General features: G+C 69.2%; 15 protein-coding genes, 1 tRNA gene and 1 riboswitch. Of the genes, 7 read left to right on the top strand and 9 right to left on the bottom strand.

Annotated features, from left to right (window positions below):
- Nucleotides 1-79 precede the first annotated feature (79 nt).
- The 3 genes from QN315_RS15405 to QN315_RS15395 all read left to right on the top strand — a co-directional run bounded on the left by QN315_RS15405 (nt 80) and on the right by QN315_RS15395 (nt 1,444).
- Nucleotides 80-664 (top strand): hypothetical protein, encoded by a 585-nt coding sequence (locus QN315_RS15405; RefSeq protein ID WP_323990204.1) that lies wholly within the window; start codon nt 80-82, stop codon nt 662-664.
- Nucleotides 665-786: 122 nt separating this feature from the next.
- The gene (locus QN315_RS15400) at nt 787-1,020 is read left to right on the top strand and encodes an AbrB/MazE/SpoVT family DNA-binding domain-containing protein (RefSeq protein WP_323990202.1); all 234 of its coding nucleotides are present in this window, start codon (nt 787-789) and stop codon (nt 1,018-1,020) included.
- A 133-nt stretch (nt 1,021-1,153) separates the two neighbouring features.
- Complete coding sequence (locus QN315_RS15395; protein ID WP_323990200.1) at nt 1,154-1,444, top strand: type II toxin-antitoxin system VapC family toxin; 291 nt, start codon at nt 1,154-1,156, stop codon at nt 1,442-1,444.
- 233 nt (nt 1,445-1,677) lie between these two features.
- Here QN315_RS15395 and QN315_RS15390 read toward each other — a convergent pair.
- Nucleotides 1,678-1,751: transfer RNA gene (locus tag QN315_RS15390), tRNA-Gly, on the bottom strand.
- Nucleotides 1,752-1,877: 126 nt separating this feature from the next.
- Nucleotides 1,878-1,958: riboswitch (SAM riboswitch) on the top strand.
- 123 nt (nt 1,959-2,081) lie between these two features.
- Between QN315_RS15390 and metZ the strand changes: the two genes are divergently transcribed.
- The 3 genes from metZ (at nt 2,082) to folE (ending at nt 4,515) form a co-directional block, all read left to right on the top strand.
- The gene (gene metZ, locus QN315_RS15385) at nt 2,082-3,284 is read left to right on the top strand and encodes an O-succinylhomoserine sulfhydrylase (protein WP_323990199.1); all 1,203 of its coding nucleotides are present in this window, start codon (nt 2,082-2,084) and stop codon (nt 3,282-3,284) included.
- Nucleotides 3,285-3,304: 20 nt separating this feature from the next.
- Nucleotides 3,305-3,781, top strand: coding sequence for a Co2+/Mg2+ efflux protein ApaG (gene apaG / locus QN315_RS15380; protein ID WP_176640216.1), 477 nt, complete (start codon nt 3,305-3,307; stop codon nt 3,779-3,781).
- Between the two features lie 116 nt (nt 3,782-3,897).
- Nucleotides 3,898-4,515 carry a GTP cyclohydrolase I FolE gene (gene folE, locus QN315_RS15375; RefSeq protein WP_323990197.1) on the top strand — a complete coding sequence of 206 codons (618 nt, stop codon included), beginning with the start codon at nt 3,898-3,900 and terminating at the stop codon, nt 4,513-4,515.
- A gap of 61 nt (nt 4,516-4,576) precedes the next feature.
- Here folE and QN315_RS15370 read toward each other — a convergent pair whose 3' ends face one another.
- The 8 genes from QN315_RS15370 to QN315_RS15335 all read right to left on the bottom strand — a co-directional run bounded on the left by QN315_RS15370 (nt 4,577) and on the right by QN315_RS15335 (nt 13,857).
- On the bottom strand, nt 4,577-5,206 hold the full coding sequence (locus tag QN315_RS15370; protein ID WP_323990195.1) for a POTRA domain-containing protein: 630 nt from the start codon (nt 5,204-5,206) through the stop codon (nt 4,577-4,579).
- Nucleotides 5,207-5,344: 138 nt separating this feature from the next.
- Complete coding sequence (locus tag QN315_RS15365; RefSeq protein ID WP_323990193.1) at nt 5,345-5,920, bottom strand: DJ-1/PfpI family protein; 576 nt, start codon at nt 5,918-5,920, stop codon at nt 5,345-5,347.
- Between the two features lie 56 nt (nt 5,921-5,976).
- Nucleotides 5,977-6,525 carry a molybdenum cofactor biosynthesis protein B gene (gene moaB / locus QN315_RS15360; protein ID WP_323990191.1) on the bottom strand — a complete coding sequence of 183 codons (549 nt, stop codon included), beginning with the start codon at nt 6,523-6,525 and terminating at the stop codon, nt 5,977-5,979.
- 82 nt (nt 6,526-6,607) lie between these two features.
- Entirely contained in the window at nt 6,608-8,185 is a 1,578-nt protein-coding gene (locus QN315_RS15355; protein ID WP_323990190.1) for a carbohydrate porin, read from the bottom strand.
- A gap of 229 nt (nt 8,186-8,414) precedes the next feature.
- Nucleotides 8,415-11,135 carry a hypothetical protein gene (locus tag QN315_RS15350; protein ID WP_323990189.1) on the bottom strand — a complete coding sequence of 907 codons (2,721 nt, stop codon included), beginning with the start codon at nt 11,133-11,135 and terminating at the stop codon, nt 8,415-8,417.
- Nucleotides 11,132-12,265, bottom strand: coding sequence for a DNA repair exonuclease (locus QN315_RS15345; protein ID WP_323990188.1), 1,134 nt, complete (start codon nt 12,263-12,265; stop codon nt 11,132-11,134). The genes QN315_RS15350 and QN315_RS15345 overlap by 4 nt, the downstream gene beginning before the upstream one ends.
- Before the next feature lie 348 nt (nt 12,266-12,613).
- Entirely contained in the window at nt 12,614-12,946 is a 333-nt protein-coding gene (locus QN315_RS15340; protein ID WP_323990187.1) for a hypothetical protein, read from the bottom strand.
- The gene (locus QN315_RS15335) at nt 12,943-13,857 is read right to left on the bottom strand and encodes a J domain-containing protein (protein ID WP_323990185.1); all 915 of its coding nucleotides are present in this window, start codon (nt 13,855-13,857) and stop codon (nt 12,943-12,945) included. Before QN315_RS15335 ends, QN315_RS15340 begins: the two co-directional genes overlap by 4 nt.
- Nucleotides 13,858-14,074: 217 nt before the next feature.
- On the opposite strand from QN315_RS15335, the gene QN315_RS15330 reads away from it, so the two are divergent.
- The gene (locus QN315_RS15330) at nt 14,075-14,455 is read left to right on the top strand and encodes a hypothetical protein (RefSeq protein ID WP_323990184.1); all 381 of its coding nucleotides are present in this window, start codon (nt 14,075-14,077) and stop codon (nt 14,453-14,455) included.
- Nucleotides 14,456-14,483: the final 28 nt, after the last annotated feature.

Below are 14,483 nucleotides of genomic sequence, written 5' to 3'. Positions count from 1 at the left end.
CTGACCTTGGCCGCCCCCCCGGCCGATCCTGGCCGGCGGCCCGCCGGCCGGCCGACGCGAACCGACGGAACCTTGTCGCATGAACCGCCCGCCCCGTCATACCCTTGCGATCCTGCCCGCGTTTCCTGCGGCGATGCTGCTGCTGGCGCCGCTGCTGCTTGCATCGGGCAGCGCGGCCGCGTCCGGCCATGTGGCGCATCGCCAGGCCATGACAGGCGGCCCGGTCTCGCTGACCCAGCAACCGGGCAGCGTGCTGGACCGGACCGCGCGCAGCCTGAGCGCATCCGACCTGAACGCGGCGGCGAAGCGGGGCGACACGCCCGTGGTACTGGTGGGCTCGGCCCCGCTTTCGACCCGGGCGGGCGAGGTCGCGCTGTTCGTGCAGTTGCAATCGGCCGCCCTGTGCGGGTCGGCAGGCTGTTCGACGTCGGTCTATCTGCGCAAGGGGCAGCAGGATTGGGTCAAGGTGCTGGATTCGGTCAGCGGCCCGGTTGCCCTGTCGCGCCGAACGCATGGCGGCATGCACGACCTGATCATCAACGGGACCGACCGGTGGGTATGGAGCGGCACGGCCTATCGCGACACGATGCGGGCGGCCGGGACGGACGATTTGCGCCAATCGATCGAGCAATTCCAGAAGACGCACCCGCACGCGCAGCACTGACCGCGCATCATCGCGCACCGCTGGCGCGTGCACCGCGCTACTGCGCCACCATGCCCCCGACTCAAGGCAGTCCTTGCGGAAGAGAGGCGGATTTCTTACCAGTAAGAGATGGAGATCCGGTCATGCGCATTACCTCCAAGGGGCAGGTCACCATTCCGGCCGAAATTCGCGAGAAAGCTGGGCTATTGCCACATACCGACGTCGATTTCGAGTTCGACGGCGAGGTCGTACGCCTGATACGCGCCACGCCTCGCCACGGCGACACACGCGGCGCGCGGCTTGTCGCGCATCTGCGCGGCCGGGGTGACGTGTCCATGAGCACCGACGCCATCATGGCTCTGACCCGGCACGACTGAATGACATCGGTCCTGGTCGATGCCAATGCCCTGCTCGACATCATGACGGAAGACGATCGGTGGTTTGAATGGCCGGCCGACGCCACCGCGCGCGCCGCCGACCGCTCGCGTCCGGTCATCAACCCGATCGTCTATGCCCCCGATCGTCTATGCCGAGGTCTCGATCCGCTATTCCCGTATCGAAGACCTCGAGGCTGCCCTTCCCCGGCCCCTGTTCGACCGGGAGGATCTTCCCTACGAAGCGGCTTTTCTCGCGGGCAAATCCTTCCTGGCCTATAAGCGGCGCGGCGGCGCGAAGCGTTCCCCCTTGCCGGACTTCTTCATCGGGGCCCACGCCGCCATCGCCGGATACGAATTGCTGACCCGCGACGTGGCGCGCTACCGTACATATTTCCCGACATTGAGGCTGATCGCCCCCGCGTGACCATTCTGCCATCGGACCGGACGTCGCCCGAACGATCGCAAGGACAGCAGTCAGGTGCCGCAACGACCGTGAAACCGGATCGAGCGGCGTCCTTTCACCGGCAGTGCGAAGAGGGCCTTAAATCGCGGCGCTGCAGGGCAGCTCTCCCTGGAGGCCGGAGGAAGCCGACCGGGTCATTTTCCCACGATTTCAAGCTCTTGTGGAACTCGGTGGGACATTCATGGAAGATGCTATGGAGCGGGTGAAGGGAATCGAACCCTCGTATGCAGCTTGGGAAGCTGCCGTTCTACCATTGAACTACACCCGCAGCGCTGCGGTCCGTATAACCCAGCGCCGCCGCGCATGCAATCCACCCGGCGGACCCATGCCCGCCGGCACGGTTGACGAGCCCTGTCCCGATCCGCAATAACCCAGACGTCTGGCGGACCGCGGTCCGGCGGGCCCTCGTGATTTGGATCGGCCGGCTTGCGGCGAGGTTAAAAAGACGCGCTAAAGAGGCCTGACTCCGCCAGAATCCGCGGGCGTCATGGTTTCCACGGTCGGATTGCCGCGTCGGGACGCGGGACGGCCGGATCGGTTCGATACCGGACGCCCCCTGCCCCGGCCCTTCTGACGATTCTGTTCCCGGGAGCTCATGATGAGCAACGATTCGACCACCCCTGCCTATCGCCCCGCGACCCGCCTGCTGCATGCCGGGCTGGAGCGCACGCCGTTCGGCGAGACCAGCGAGGCGATGTTCCTGACGTCGGGCTTCGTCTACGACGATGCCGAGCAGGCCGAGGCGACCTTTCTCGGCGACGTGACGCATTACCAGTATAGCCGCTTCGGCAATCCCACGGTCGCGGCGCTGGAAAGCCGCCTGGCCGACCTGGAAGGCGCCGAGGCCTGCATCGCGACGTCGACGGGAATGGGCGCCGTATCGTCGGCCCTGCTGTCGCACGTCAAGGCCGGCGACCGGGTGGTGGCGTCGCGCGCCCTGTTCGGGTCGTGCCACTGGATCGTCGCCAACCTGCTGCCGCGCTATGGCGTGGAGACGGCGTTCGTCGACGGGGGCGACCTGCAGGCCTGGCAGGCCGCGCTGTCCCGGCCGACGGCGGCGGTGCTGCTGGAAAGCCCGTCGAACCCAATGCTGGACATCCTGGACATAAGCGCGATCGCCGAACTGGCGCACCGGGCCGGGGCGCTGGTCGTGGTGGACAATGTCTTCGCCACGCCGCTGCTGCAGAAGCCCCTGGAACTGGGGGCGGATGTCGTCGTTTATTCCTGCACCAAGCATATTGACGGCCAGGGCCGCGTGCTGGGCGGGGCCGTGCTGGGCCGCAAGGACTGGATCGCCAACACGCTGCAGCCCTTTACGCGCAATACCGGCAACGCATTGTCACCGTTCAATGCCTGGGTCATGCTGAAGGGGCTGGAGACGCTGGCCCTGCGCGTCGGGGCGATGACCGGCAACGCGGCCGCCGTCGCCGATCACCTGGCCGGGGCCGAGGGAATTGCGCGCGTGTTCTATCCCGGACGGCCCGATCACCCGCAGCATGAACTGGCCCGCCGGCAGATGAGCGGCGGCTCGACCCTGGTGGCGTTCGAGGTCTCGGGCGGCAAGGCGGCGGCGTTCGCCTTCATGAACGCGCTGCGGCTGATCGCCATTTCGAACAATCTGGGCGATGCCCGCTCGATGGTCACCCATCCGGCGACCACCACCCACATGAAGATCAGCGCCGAGGAACGCGCGCGGCTGGGCATCACCGACGGCGTGATCCGCTTTTCGGTCGGGCTGGAAGATATTATGGATCTGAAGGACGACCTGGACCGCGGCCTGGCGGCGGTCCGCGCACGATAAGGCAGGCAGGAACACGCGCCATGGCCCAAGACAGACCGCCGCCGCCCGGGATGAACCCCGACCCGGATGCCGCCCTGGCCGAGGCCATGGAACACGCCCCCTGCTATGAGGCGACCACGGGGACGATCCGCGTCATCGTCCGGACCTTCTGGCTGGACGACCAGTCCCATCCCGAGGAGCACCGCTTTACCTGGGCCTATCGCATCCGGATCGAAAATCACGGCAGCGAACTGGTCCAGCTCTTGCGGCGGACATGGGAGATCACGGACGCGGCGGGGCGGATCGAACATGTCCATGGCGACGGGGTGGTGGGCGAGCAGCCGACCCTGGAACCCAGCCAGGCTTTCGAATATACCTCGGGCGCGGCATTGCAGACGCCGACCGGCTTCATGCGGGGGCTGTTCCACATGATCCATCCCCTGACCCACCGGCAGTTCGACGTCGAGATCCCGCCTTTCAGCCTGGATTGTCCCTATTACCGCGCCATTATCCATTGATCCGGGCGTCTGATCCGGTCCTCGATCCACCCCGGCGACCGGTCCGGGCGACACCGGCCGCACCGCCGCCTGAAGCCGCCGCCCCCTGAACAAGACACGTTGGCAAGACACCTTCCATGACCATGACCGATCCGGCTTCCCTGCCCCGCCCCTCACGCGAGGAGGCGGAAGACGCGATCCGTACCCTGCTGCGCTGGGCCGGCGAGGACCCGTCGCGCGAGGGGCTGCTGGACACGCCCGGCCGCGTCGTGCGGTCCTATGAGGAATTCTTCGAGGGGTACGGCGTCGATCCGACCGCGATCCTGTCGCGCACCTTCGCCGAAGTCGATGATTACGACGAGATCGTGCTGCTGCGCGACATCCGCTTCGAGAGTCATTGCGAACACCATATGGTGCCGATCATCGGCGTGGCCCATGTGGCCTATCTGCCGAACAAGCGGGTGGTCGGGATCTCAAAACTGGCACGGGTGGTCGAGGCCTATGCGCGCCGGCTGCAGATCCAGGAGCGGCTGACCGCGCAGATCGCCAACACGATCAACGACGTGCTGCAGCCGCACGGCGTCGCGGTGATCCTGGAAGCCGGCCATCAATGCATGACCACGCGCGGCGTACACCGCCCGGGCGTGTCGATGGTGACCAGCCGCATGCTGGGGGTGTTTCGCACCAATTCGGACACGCGGCGCGAATTGATGGCGATGCTGAACCGCCCGTCGGTCGCCGATTCCCACATGTAATTACCCTGCTGTAATTACCCTGCGGCCGGCAATGGGCGCCCGCGAGGGGCGCCCGCCGGGATCAGTCGCCCGACTTTTCCGAGATCTGGAACGTCAGGATCACATGGTTGTCGCCCTGCGGCTGGGTGGGCACGGCCTGGATCGACGCGGTGATGTCGCGCTTCTGGTACAGTTTCTGCACCGCCGTCTGCGCGGCCGCCATCGATGCCTGGTCGATCGGCGAGCCGGCATGCAGCGGAATCGCCGCCGCCAGATCGTCGCTGGAAATCTTCTTGTTGCCCTCGAAGACGATCTTGTCGACCACCAGCGCCGCGGGCGCGGCGGGGGCCTGCGGGGCCTGCTCCTCGATGATCCACTGGATATTGACCGCGTTGCCGGCGAATTTCAGCTTCTCGCCGAATTTCAGGCCGACATTCTTCTTCTGGTACACGCCCATCACGTCCTGCACGGCGGCGTCGATCTGGTTGCGCGTGACGGTATCGCCCTGGTGGAAGGGAATCGCGGCCAGGATCTCGTCCGTCGTGACCTGCTTGTTGCCGGTGACGACCAGGGATTTCAGCTTCAGCGGCGCATTGGGCGCCGGCGGCGCCGCGGCGAAGGCGGCGGTCTGCGGCAGGACGGCCGCGGCGGTGCCGGTCGCCACAGCGACGGCCAGGGCCGCACGGGCCAGCAGGTGACGGGTGGTGCGCAAGACGGAATTCTCCCTTGTCAACGGGCGATCGCCGCACGACAGGCGCGGCGCCCAGGTGCGTAATGATGCACACCTGTCCGCCCCTGCCAATGTCACCTGCCCCAATGGCACGCCCGCGCCGAAGCCGGGCCGGCGACGTTACAGGGAAATGCGCACCCCCAGCGCGGCGATGAACTGCGCCAGCCAGCGCGGATGCGCCGGCCAGGCCGGCGCCGTGACCAGCATGCCGTCAGTGACGGCCTGGTCGACGGCGATGTCGGCATAGATGGCGCCCGCCAGTTCGATGTCCGGACGGCAGGCCGGATAGGCCGAGATGGTACGCCCCTCGATGATCCGGGCCGCGGCCAGCAATTGCCCGCCATGGCAGATGGCGGCGATGGGCCGGTCGACGAAGGCGCGGACCAGGGCGATGACCTGCGGATCGAGACGCAGATATTCCGGCGCGCGACCGCCCGGAATGACCAGCCCGGCATAATCGGCGGCATTGACGCGGTCGAAATCCGCCGTCAGGACAAAGCGATGGCCGGGCTTTTCGCTGTAGGTCTGCGCGCCTTCGAAATCATGGATCGCGGTCAGGACATAGTCCCCGGCCCGCTTGCCGGGGCAGACCGCGTCGACGGCAAAGCCCAGCATCGACAGTGCCTGGAACGGCACCATGATTTCGTAATCCTCGACATAATCGCCGGCCAGGATCAGCAGCTTTCTGTCGCGCATCGCATCGTCCCTCCATGAAGTGAATGGCGCGGAAGTGAATGGCGCGAATGACCGCCTCAATCGTGCGAGGGCGGCAGGTGTTCGCGCAGGCGGGGCATCAATTCCACGAAATTGCAGGGACGGTGGCGGCTGTCCAACTGCCAGACCAGGATGTCGTCCCAGCCGTCCTTGACCGCGCCGGACGAGCCGGGCAGCGCGAACAGATAGGTCCCGTTGGCGACCCCGGCCGTCGCGCGCGACTGGATCGTCGAGGTGCCGATCTTCTGGTACGACAGCATGCGGAACAATTCGCCGAACCCCTCGATCGGCTTCTCGACCACGCGGGCGAAGGCCTCGGGCGTCACGTCGCGGCCGGTCACCCCGGTACCGCCGGTCGAGATGACGACGTCGACCGCCGGATCGGCCACCCAGGCGGCCAGGCGCGCGGCGATGCGGTCCACGTCGTCGGGCACGATGGCGCGGTCGGCCAGATGATGGCCGGCGGCGACGATCCGCTCGGCCAGGATGGTGCCGGACGTATCGGTTTCCGGCACGCGGGTGTCCGAGACGGTCAGCACCGCGATGCGGACCGCAAGAAAGGGGCGTGTATGATCCAGACGTGACATGCCGGCATGTTCCCTGCCGCCGGCCCCGCCGTCAACCGGATCCGCCGTCAACCGGGGCCGGCGGCGGCCCCGGACCCGCCCGTCAGAAGGTCAGGCCGGTTTCCATGTCGATGATCAGCGCGTTGGCATAACGGTTGGTTCCGCCCGGATGCCAGACATATTGCAGGCCGGGGCGCAGCGTGGCCCACGGCGTCGGACGCCAGCCGTAATTCAGCTCGATGCCCGGCTCGTTGGACGGGCGCAGCGCCTTCTGCCCCTGCTGCTGCAGCGTCTCGGCATATTCGGCCAGTTTCGGGTTCAGCACCGCGATCTTGCCGCCGAAGCTGATCGTATCGTTCGGCCGGTCGACGAACGTGCCTTTGCGGACCAGGCCCCAGGTCGCGAAATAGGGCGTCAGCGCGGTCCGGGGATCACCCCAGACGAACGAGCCGAACAGCACGGTGCCGCGGCTGCTGCCCGGACCGTCGCGCTGGATCATCTGGTCGGCTTCCACCCAGCCGCCGAAGCGGCCGCGGACCTGGTCGGTGGGCAGGTCCAGCAGATCGACGTTCTTGGGCTGATAGCCGCCGATCTTGGTGGTCACGATCGCCACTTCGGACGTGTCCCAGTAGCCGCCGACCTTGATGTTGCCTTCGTATTCGCCGTGGTAATCGTTGCCGTGATGCCAGCCCAACTGGAAGGGCAGGTAGGTGCCGGTCGAATCCCCCAGGCCCAGCTTGAAGCCGTTATGGGTGTTCACGATCGTATTGTCGACGTTATAGATCCCGGCCGAGACCAGGTAATGGTCGTTCCCGGCGGGAAACAGCTTGATCCACGCGCCCGGATGGGCCGTGGGATAGAAGCCGTAGCCGCTGTTCATCGCGATGCCCTGCGGCATGCCGCAGATCGCGTTGGTCTGGAACTGGCAGTACAGCGACATGCCCCAATGCTGGGTCGACTGGCCGAAATCATTTTCGGTGTTGATCCAGCCCGCTTCCATCCAGACATAGGGATTGAAGTGCTTTTCCAGCGACAGGCGCGTCAGGCGCACCGTCTCGCCCGAACCGAAGATCTGCTGCACCGAATCGACCGCGCCGCCCAGAGGCCCGTTCGCCAGGCTGAGGCCCGCGCGCTCGGTGATCAGGATATGGAAGATGCCCAGGTCGTGATGGATCAGCCTGGCCAGGTCGATATCGGCACCGATGCCGAATTCATGCGCGTAGCGCACGCCCGCATATTTGCCGCCCACCGGGTTGCCCGCCGCGTCTTCCAGGTAATGGCCCTGAAGATGCACGCCGTGATTTTCCAGGTTGGTGCGCGCGCCACCCCAATCGCCCGTCATGGTGCTGCCGCGGATCCAGTCGTCATAGCTGGCCGGAAAGAAGCCGCCCTGTCCGGACGAAGCGGCGGTGGCGCCCGCCGGGGCGGGCTGCGCCGGCGTCACGACCCGCGCCGGCACGCGGTTGGCATATCCCCCGACCGTCATCGGCCGCGCAGCCGGCTGGCCCCCCGGCTGCGCCGACCGAACGACCGGCTGCACCGCTTGGACACCTGGCTGCGCCGTTTGGACAGATGGCTGCGCCGCCTGGACAACTGGCTGCGCCGCCTGGGCATAGGCGTGGGACAGGGTAAGGCTGGAAACGGACAGCAGCAGCGCCGTCCCGAACAAGGTGCGGGTCATTCGGATCCATCTACAAACGAACCGGACGGGGGGCGCCGGGCACCGTCCGGAAAGGGCATCATACCGAGGCGATCGTTTCCGAAGCGATCGTTTCTTGTTTCGATCTTTTTCAGTCTTTCGGCCGGCCGAAGCCCGATCCAGGCATGCGGCATGCCGCCCCGTATAACATCGGCATGACCGGTATACGAAAGATTGTTAATGATAACATATTCGTGAACGAAACGGCCAGCTATTCCGGCGCGCGCGCCGCCGGTTCGCCCGTCACCGATTCGCCCATCACCGGTTCAATCGCAAGCGGGCGGGCCCCAAGCGGGGTGAAAAGCTCCGTCCGGCAGGTCAGGACCAGGACCTGCATGCGGGTGGCGGCATCGGTCAGGATATCGAACATCCTGTGCAGCCGGCCGGTATCGGCATAGGTCAGCGCATCATCCAGCACCAGCATGGCCGGACGGCCGCGTGCCTGCAGCAATTCGGCCAGTCCCAGCCGGACCAGCACGGCGATCTGCTCACGCGTGCCGTCCGACAGCGCGGCAAAGGGTTCGTCGATGCGCCGCGTCAGGCCGGACACCGCGAAATCGGGGTCCAGGCTCGCCACCGCGCGGGGGAACAAGGCCGCCAGCGCCGGCTGGATCGCCCGGCTCAACGGGGCCAGATAGCGTTCGGTCGCCGCGCGTTCGGCCGTGCCGACCGCATCGCGCAGGCAATGCAGGACCGCGACCTCACGCGCGCAGGCGGCGCGCTCGGCGGCGTGGGAATCGCGCAGCCGCTCCTGCGCCGCCATCCGCTCGTCCAGCCCGTCGCCCTCGGCCGCGCGGATGCGGGCTTCGCGCGCCGCCATGTCCTGCTTCAGCGCCGTCAGGCGGGACTGGCCATCCTGGATGATGCGGTCCAGCCGCTGGATCGCCGCGTCTGCCAGGGCCTCGGTCCCTTCGGGGCGCGTCTCCTCGATGCGCAGCACGGCGTGCTCGGCCTGGCGCAACGCGTCCTGTTCGGTGGCCAGGCGCTGCGCCAGCGCGTCGTCGGGTTCCACCGCGCGGGCGGCGGCCAGGTCGCGCGCCAGCCGCCCGGCCGCGTCCCGGGCCGCGCGGGCCTCGGCATCCAGCCGGGCGGTATCCGCCTCGGCGCGGCGCAAGGTCTCGTCCGGCGCGAACAGGGCCTGCTGCGCGGCGGCGTGCCGGTCCTCGGCCGCCTGCATCGCCTGGCGGGCCGTCTCCAGGGCTGCGGCCGGATCGCCATCGTCAGCGGCCGCGCCGGCATCGCTGTCCTCGCCCGCCTGGGCGGCGTGCCGGGCGATACGCGCATCCAGCTCGGCCACGCGGCGCGTCGCCTCGGCCAGGGCGGTGGCGGGCTCCCGGCCCCCTTCGGCCAGCAGCCCGCCCAGCACGCTGCGCGCCGTCTGGAAGGCCAGCTCGGCCTGACGCCGCTCCGCCATCGCCGTCTCGGCCGCCGCCAGGTCGGCGCAGCCGGCCTCATGCAACCGCTCGCGCAGGGCGGCCTCGGCCGCGGCCAGGTCGGCGCGCAGCGTCTCGCGCCCATGGCTGGCCGGTTCGATGCGCAGGGTGCCGATCCCGGCGACGCGCAGCACGGCGCTGTCGGTCAGTTCCGTCCGGCCGTCGGCCAGCACGCGGCCATCCAGCAGGATACGCCCCTGGCCGCCGGGTTCGAACCCCACGTCCAGCACGGTGGCCCGGGCCTGACTGGCGGCGCGGACGGCCTGGAGCGCATGATCGGCCGCGCGGATCGCCGCCATGCTCCGCTCGTCGATCGTACAGGCCGCGAGCCGCGCGGCGGCCCGCGTGACGCTCTGCGCCGCCTGGTCCAGCCGGTCGCGCGCGGCGGCCGCCGCGCGCCGTTCCTGCGCCAGACGGGTGCGCTCGACCCGCCCGGCGGCACGATCCAGCAGGCGCCGCGCGGCCTGGCGCAGCGCATCGGCGTCCTGCAGGGCGGCGAAACGCGCGGCATGGGCGGCCCGGGCCTGGGCATGCGCCGCGCGGGCGGCATCCAGCGCAGCGGTCAGTTCATCCAGGCGGGCGGCCTGCGCGGCGCCCTCGCGCTGCCATTCCGCGCGGCGGGCGGCATCCTGCCGGGCGGCGGACAGGCGGCCGGCCGCATGGTCGCGCAGGGCCAGGGCCTCGCGCCGGCGATTATCGTGGTCGCGCAGCCGGTCGCGGTGGCGCCTGGCCTCGGCCAGCGCGGCGCGTTCCGCCTCGCGCCGGTCGGCGTCGTCCTCATGCGCCAGGCGGCGGCGCAGCGCCTCCATCGCCTCCAGATCGTCCTCCAGCACCTGGCGGCGGCTGTCCAGCCGCGCCAGCTCGGCCGCCGCCGCCTGCTCGCCCTCGATCGCGGCGCGATAGCGGCCCTTGGGATTGCCGCGCCCATCCAGCAGGACCGAAAGATCGGCCTGGACGCGCGCCAGGATCTTCTGCGCGGCCTCGCCCCCCGTCATGGCGCCCAGATCGGCCTCGAGGCATGCACGCAGGGTCGAACGGGCGGGGTCGGAGAAATCGGGCTGCACCAGGCTCTGCCCCTGCCCGACCCACAGCGCGTTCAGCAGGCCCAGCGCCTCGGCGCCGCGCTTGCCGGCCTCGACGCCGATCAGGGCGTGCAGGCGCGATTCGGCCTCGTCCCCGCGCAGGGTGACGCCGTCGCCGACCAGTTCCGCGAAGGGGCGGCCGAAAAAACGCTTTTCCAGACGCCAGGCCGTGCCGTCACACAGAAAATCTACGGTGATACGCGGCGCGCCGCGACCGCCATAGGGTAGCAACTCGGCGATCGGCCGGCTCTTGGAGCCATGGGGCAGCAAAAAGACGGCGCGCAGCGCGGCCAGCAGGGTCGATTTGCCCGATTCGTTCGGCGCGGCCAGCAGGTTCAGCCCGGGCCCCAGCCCCGCCAGGCGCACCGGATCGCCGAAGCGGCGGACCTGCTCGACTTCCAGCCCGGTCAGGATCATGCCGCGCCCTCGCGGGCCAGAAGATGCAGGCGCTGCAGGGCGGCAGCGGCGATCTCGCCGGCCTCGCCCGCGCCCTCGCGCGCCTGATGGGCCAGGGCGTCGGCGGCGGCGCGCACCGCGCCGGCCGGCCCGAACGCGTCCAGATCGTCGGGCGACGGTGCCAGGCCGGGCATGCCGTCGATCCGCAACAGGCGCAGCGCCGAACCCAGCGCGCCCACGATCCGCGCCTGGTACGCCTCCAGCTCGGACAGGCGCAGGGCGCCGCTGACCGCCAGGCGCACCAGCACGCGGCTGGGATCGTCCCGGTCGATGGCGCGCAGGCGGCCATCCAGCGCGTCGATATCGGCCAGGCCGGTCAGCACCGCCTGTTCGCGCGCCCAGCGGAACCGGCCGACATCATGCACGGCGACGGCCGGCTCGGCCCGCGGCCCGTCCAGCGTGACCAGCAGCGCCTGGCCGCCGCCCGCGCCGCCCAGGTCGAACCCGTCGATTTCCGGCGTGCCGGAATACCAGGTCCGCGAATCGATGCGCACCGCGCCGTGCCAGTCCCCCAGCGCCAGATAGGTCAGGCCGGCCTGCCGGGCGCGGTCGATGGCGATCCGGTTATGGTCGGGCGCGCCGTCGCCGAAATCGCGGACCGAACCATGGGCCAGGCCCAGGCGAATCGCGCCCTCGGGCGTCGGGGCCGCATCCATCCGCGCGGTGGGGTCGCCAATGACGTGGCGATGCCCCAGCCCGGCGGGAATGATCCAGGCCGTGCCCGCCGCATCCAGCGGCGCCGGATCATGGCCGAGATGCACGGATATATTGTCCGGCAGGCCCATCCGCAGCAGACGGTCCCACAATCCGTCCGGTTCGTGGAAATCGTGATTGCCGGGAATCAGGTGCCAGCGCAGGTCGGGGAATTGCCGCATGCGTTCGACCGGCTGGCGCAGGGTCCGTTCGGCCGGGCGGGCATAATCATAGACATCGCCCGCGACCAGGATCGCGTCCGCCCCCTCGCTCCGGGCCAGGCGGCCGATGCGGCCGATCGCCTCCAGCCTTTCCTGCTGCAGGACGGACAGGATGTCGTCATCGGCGAAACGGAAGACCTTGCCGATCTGCCAGTCTGACGTGTGAATCAGGCGCATGACGCCTTATCGCCCGAAGCGGCGCGCCAGGCCAGAGGCCGGCGCCGCGCTTCCATGCCGCCGCCCCGGCGACACCCGGCGACACCCCGCCGCAATTCCGACACGGGCCTGGGCGATCCTGCATCACACCGCCCGGCAGGTCCGCCGCGCGGCCCTTGCAGGTTCGCAGATAGGTTCAAGGTCTTTCCATGGCTCCTCCGCCCGCCGTCCGCCCGGCTTCCCGTCCCGCGGCACGGTCCCGCCGGCCGCGCCCCGCCATGTCCGAGGCGGTACGCGCCATCCATGCCCGCCATCGCCGACACCTGCAGAATCAGCGCCGCGCGCTGCAGGGCAAGCCGGCCGATTCCGTCAGATGACGCATTGCTCCAGCAGGCCGGCAAGGCGGATACGCAGGTCCGCCGCCTGCGGCTGGTCGAGCACCGTGCGCAGGCGGATCATCTGCCGCCGCGCGTCATAAAGCTGGTCCAGCAGCGACAGCACCACCCCCATGCCGTCATCGCCGATGCCCGGATCGGCGCGCAGTTCGGCGATCAGCCGCGCCCGCGCCACGTCGATGTCATGGAACCGGTAGTCGCCCGGCGCACCCTCGGGCCGCAGCCATGCGGAATCGATCCAATGCTCGATATCCGCGACCGTAACGCCGCCCAGGCGCAGGCACAGGGTTTCGATCGTGATCGTCATGCCGCCCCGCCATCCGGCCCGCCGGGAGGCGTCCATGATTTCAGGAATTTCTCGAGCGCCGCGTCCGGCTGGCCGATCGTGACCTGAAGCGTGACGTAGAGATTTCCGGCCTCGCGCCCCGCATGGGCCTTGACCCCCCGCCCCCGCAGGCGCAGCACGCGGCCGCTGTCGGAGTGCGCGGGCACGTTCATCGCCACCGGGCCGCCCGGCGTCGGGATCGTGACCGAGCCGCCCAGCACGGCGGTCTTCAGCCCGATCGGCTGGGTCATGCGGATATCGTCGCCGTCGCGGGTATATTGCGTGCTGGGGGCGATGCTGAGCGTGATCAGCGCATCGCCCGGCGGCGCGCCCTGATGCCCCTCGCCCCCCTTGCCGCGCAGACGCATGACCTGGCCGTCCTCGACCCCCGGCGGGATGCGGACATCCAGCGTGCCCCCACCCGGCAGGGTGATACGGGCCGTGCTGCCGTTGACGGCGTCGATGAAGCTGACGGTCAGCGAAAAATGGCGGTCCTCGCCCCGCGTCGGCCCCTGTGGCCGGCGGCGGAATCCGCGCTGCTGCCCGAACATCGAGCCGAATATGTCGCCCAGATCATCCTCGGAAAACCCGCCGGAGGAATAGCGGAACCCCTGCGCGCCCTCGGCCTGGTCGCGATAGCCGCCGCCCGGCGGCGCCCAGCCGCGCTCCTGCCCCGCTGCGTCGATCTCGCCCCGGTCGAAGCGCGCGCGCTGTTCGGGGTCCGACAGCAGCGCGTGGGCCGTACCGATCGCCTTGAACTTCTCTTCGGCCGCCTTGTCGCCGGGATTGAGGTCCGGATGCCATTTCTTGGCCAGCTTGCGGTATGCCTTGCGGATATCGTCCTGGCTGGCCGTACGCGACAGGCCGAGGATCTCATAAGGATCGGTGCTCACGACGGTGCGTCATCTCCCTGCCACTGGCCCGGGTACGCCGGCAGGCACGCCGCTGCCGTTCCGATCTGCGCCGGAGACCCCATATCGGCAAAATAATGGGGACAGCCCGGCAAAGGGTCAATGTCCCCCCTCCCCCCGCACGCCCGGCGCCCCCTTCACCCGCGTGGCGGGCAGGGATAGAACGGATACCGCCACGGGGACGCGGCCAGGAGAGAGAATGACCGTCATCGAACGCAAGCGGCCGCAGCGTCCGGCCATTCGCATCGCCGTTCCAGGCGTGGTCTTCGGCGCGATCCTCGCCGCGCTTGCGGGCCTTACGGATCCGGCGCAGGCCCGGCACAAGGAACATACGGTCTATGGTTCGGTCAGCGGCTACCAGGCCACCCTGGACCGCGACAGCGCCGAATATAAATCGGACGACGCCTTCTGCCAGACCGACGCCTCAGTTGCCGCCGCGCCGTCGGGATCGGCGCTGCAGGCGGGCGGCGGGGGCAACCAGTTCCGGCGGCTGCGCCAGAATTACGCCCGCTGCATGGAGAGCCGCGGCGCCTGGCAGCGCATCGAGACCCCGAAGCCGGGCGACCAGCCCGGCAATTGACGCGGCCGGCCGCAATCGCCGGCCGTGC

Source organism: Nguyenibacter sp. L1 (assembly GCF_035199985.1).
GTDB classification, from domain to species: domain Bacteria; phylum Pseudomonadota; class Alphaproteobacteria; order Acetobacterales; family Acetobacteraceae; genus Gluconacetobacter; species Gluconacetobacter vanlangensis.
The sequence above is the reverse complement of the archived record's forward strand: the minus strand, read 5'-3'. Positions and strand labels throughout refer to the sequence as shown.

Bases quoted from the DNA above. Each gene is read 5' to 3' on its own strand.
- QN315_RS15405 (WP_323990204.1), top strand. From the start codon at position 80: ATGAACCGCCCGCCCCGTCATACCCTTGCGATCCTGCCCGCGTTTCCT.
- QN315_RS15400 (WP_323990202.1), top strand. From the start codon at position 787: ATGCGCATTACCTCCAAGGGGCAGGTCACCATTCCGGCCGAAATTCGC.
- QN315_RS15395 (WP_323990200.1), top strand. From the start codon at position 1,154: ATGCCCCCGATCGTCTATGCCGAGGTCTCGATCCGCTATTCCCGTATC.
- metZ (WP_323990199.1), top strand. From the start codon at position 2,082: ATGAGCAACGATTCGACCACCCCTGCCTATCGCCCCGCGACCCGCCTG.
- apaG (WP_176640216.1), top strand. From the start codon at position 3,305: ATGGCCCAAGACAGACCGCCGCCGCCCGGGATGAACCCCGACCCGGAT.
- folE (WP_323990197.1), top strand. From the start codon at position 3,898: ATGACCATGACCGATCCGGCTTCCCTGCCCCGCCCCTCACGCGAGGAG.
- QN315_RS15365 (WP_323990193.1), bottom strand. From the start codon at position 5,920: ATGCGCGACAGAAAGCTGCTGATCCTGGCCGGCGATTATGTCGAGGAT.
- moaB (WP_323990191.1), bottom strand. From the start codon at position 6,525: ATGTCACGTCTGGATCATACACGCCCCTTTCTTGCGGTCCGCATCGCG.
- QN315_RS15355 (WP_323990190.1), bottom strand. From the start codon at position 8,185: ATGACCCGCACCTTGTTCGGGACGGCGCTGCTGCTGTCCGTTTCCAGC.
- QN315_RS15350 (WP_323990189.1), bottom strand. From the start codon at position 11,135: ATGATCCTGACCGGGCTGGAAGTCGAGCAGGTCCGCCGCTTCGGCGAT.
- QN315_RS15345 (WP_323990188.1), bottom strand. From the start codon at position 12,265: ATGCGCCTGATTCACACGTCAGACTGGCAGATCGGCAAGGTCTTCCGT.
- QN315_RS15340 (WP_323990187.1), bottom strand. From the start codon at position 12,946: ATGACGATCACGATCGAAACCCTGTGCCTGCGCCTGGGCGGCGTTACG.
- QN315_RS15330 (WP_323990184.1), top strand. From the start codon at position 14,075: ATGACCGTCATCGAACGCAAGCGGCCGCAGCGTCCGGCCATTCGCATC.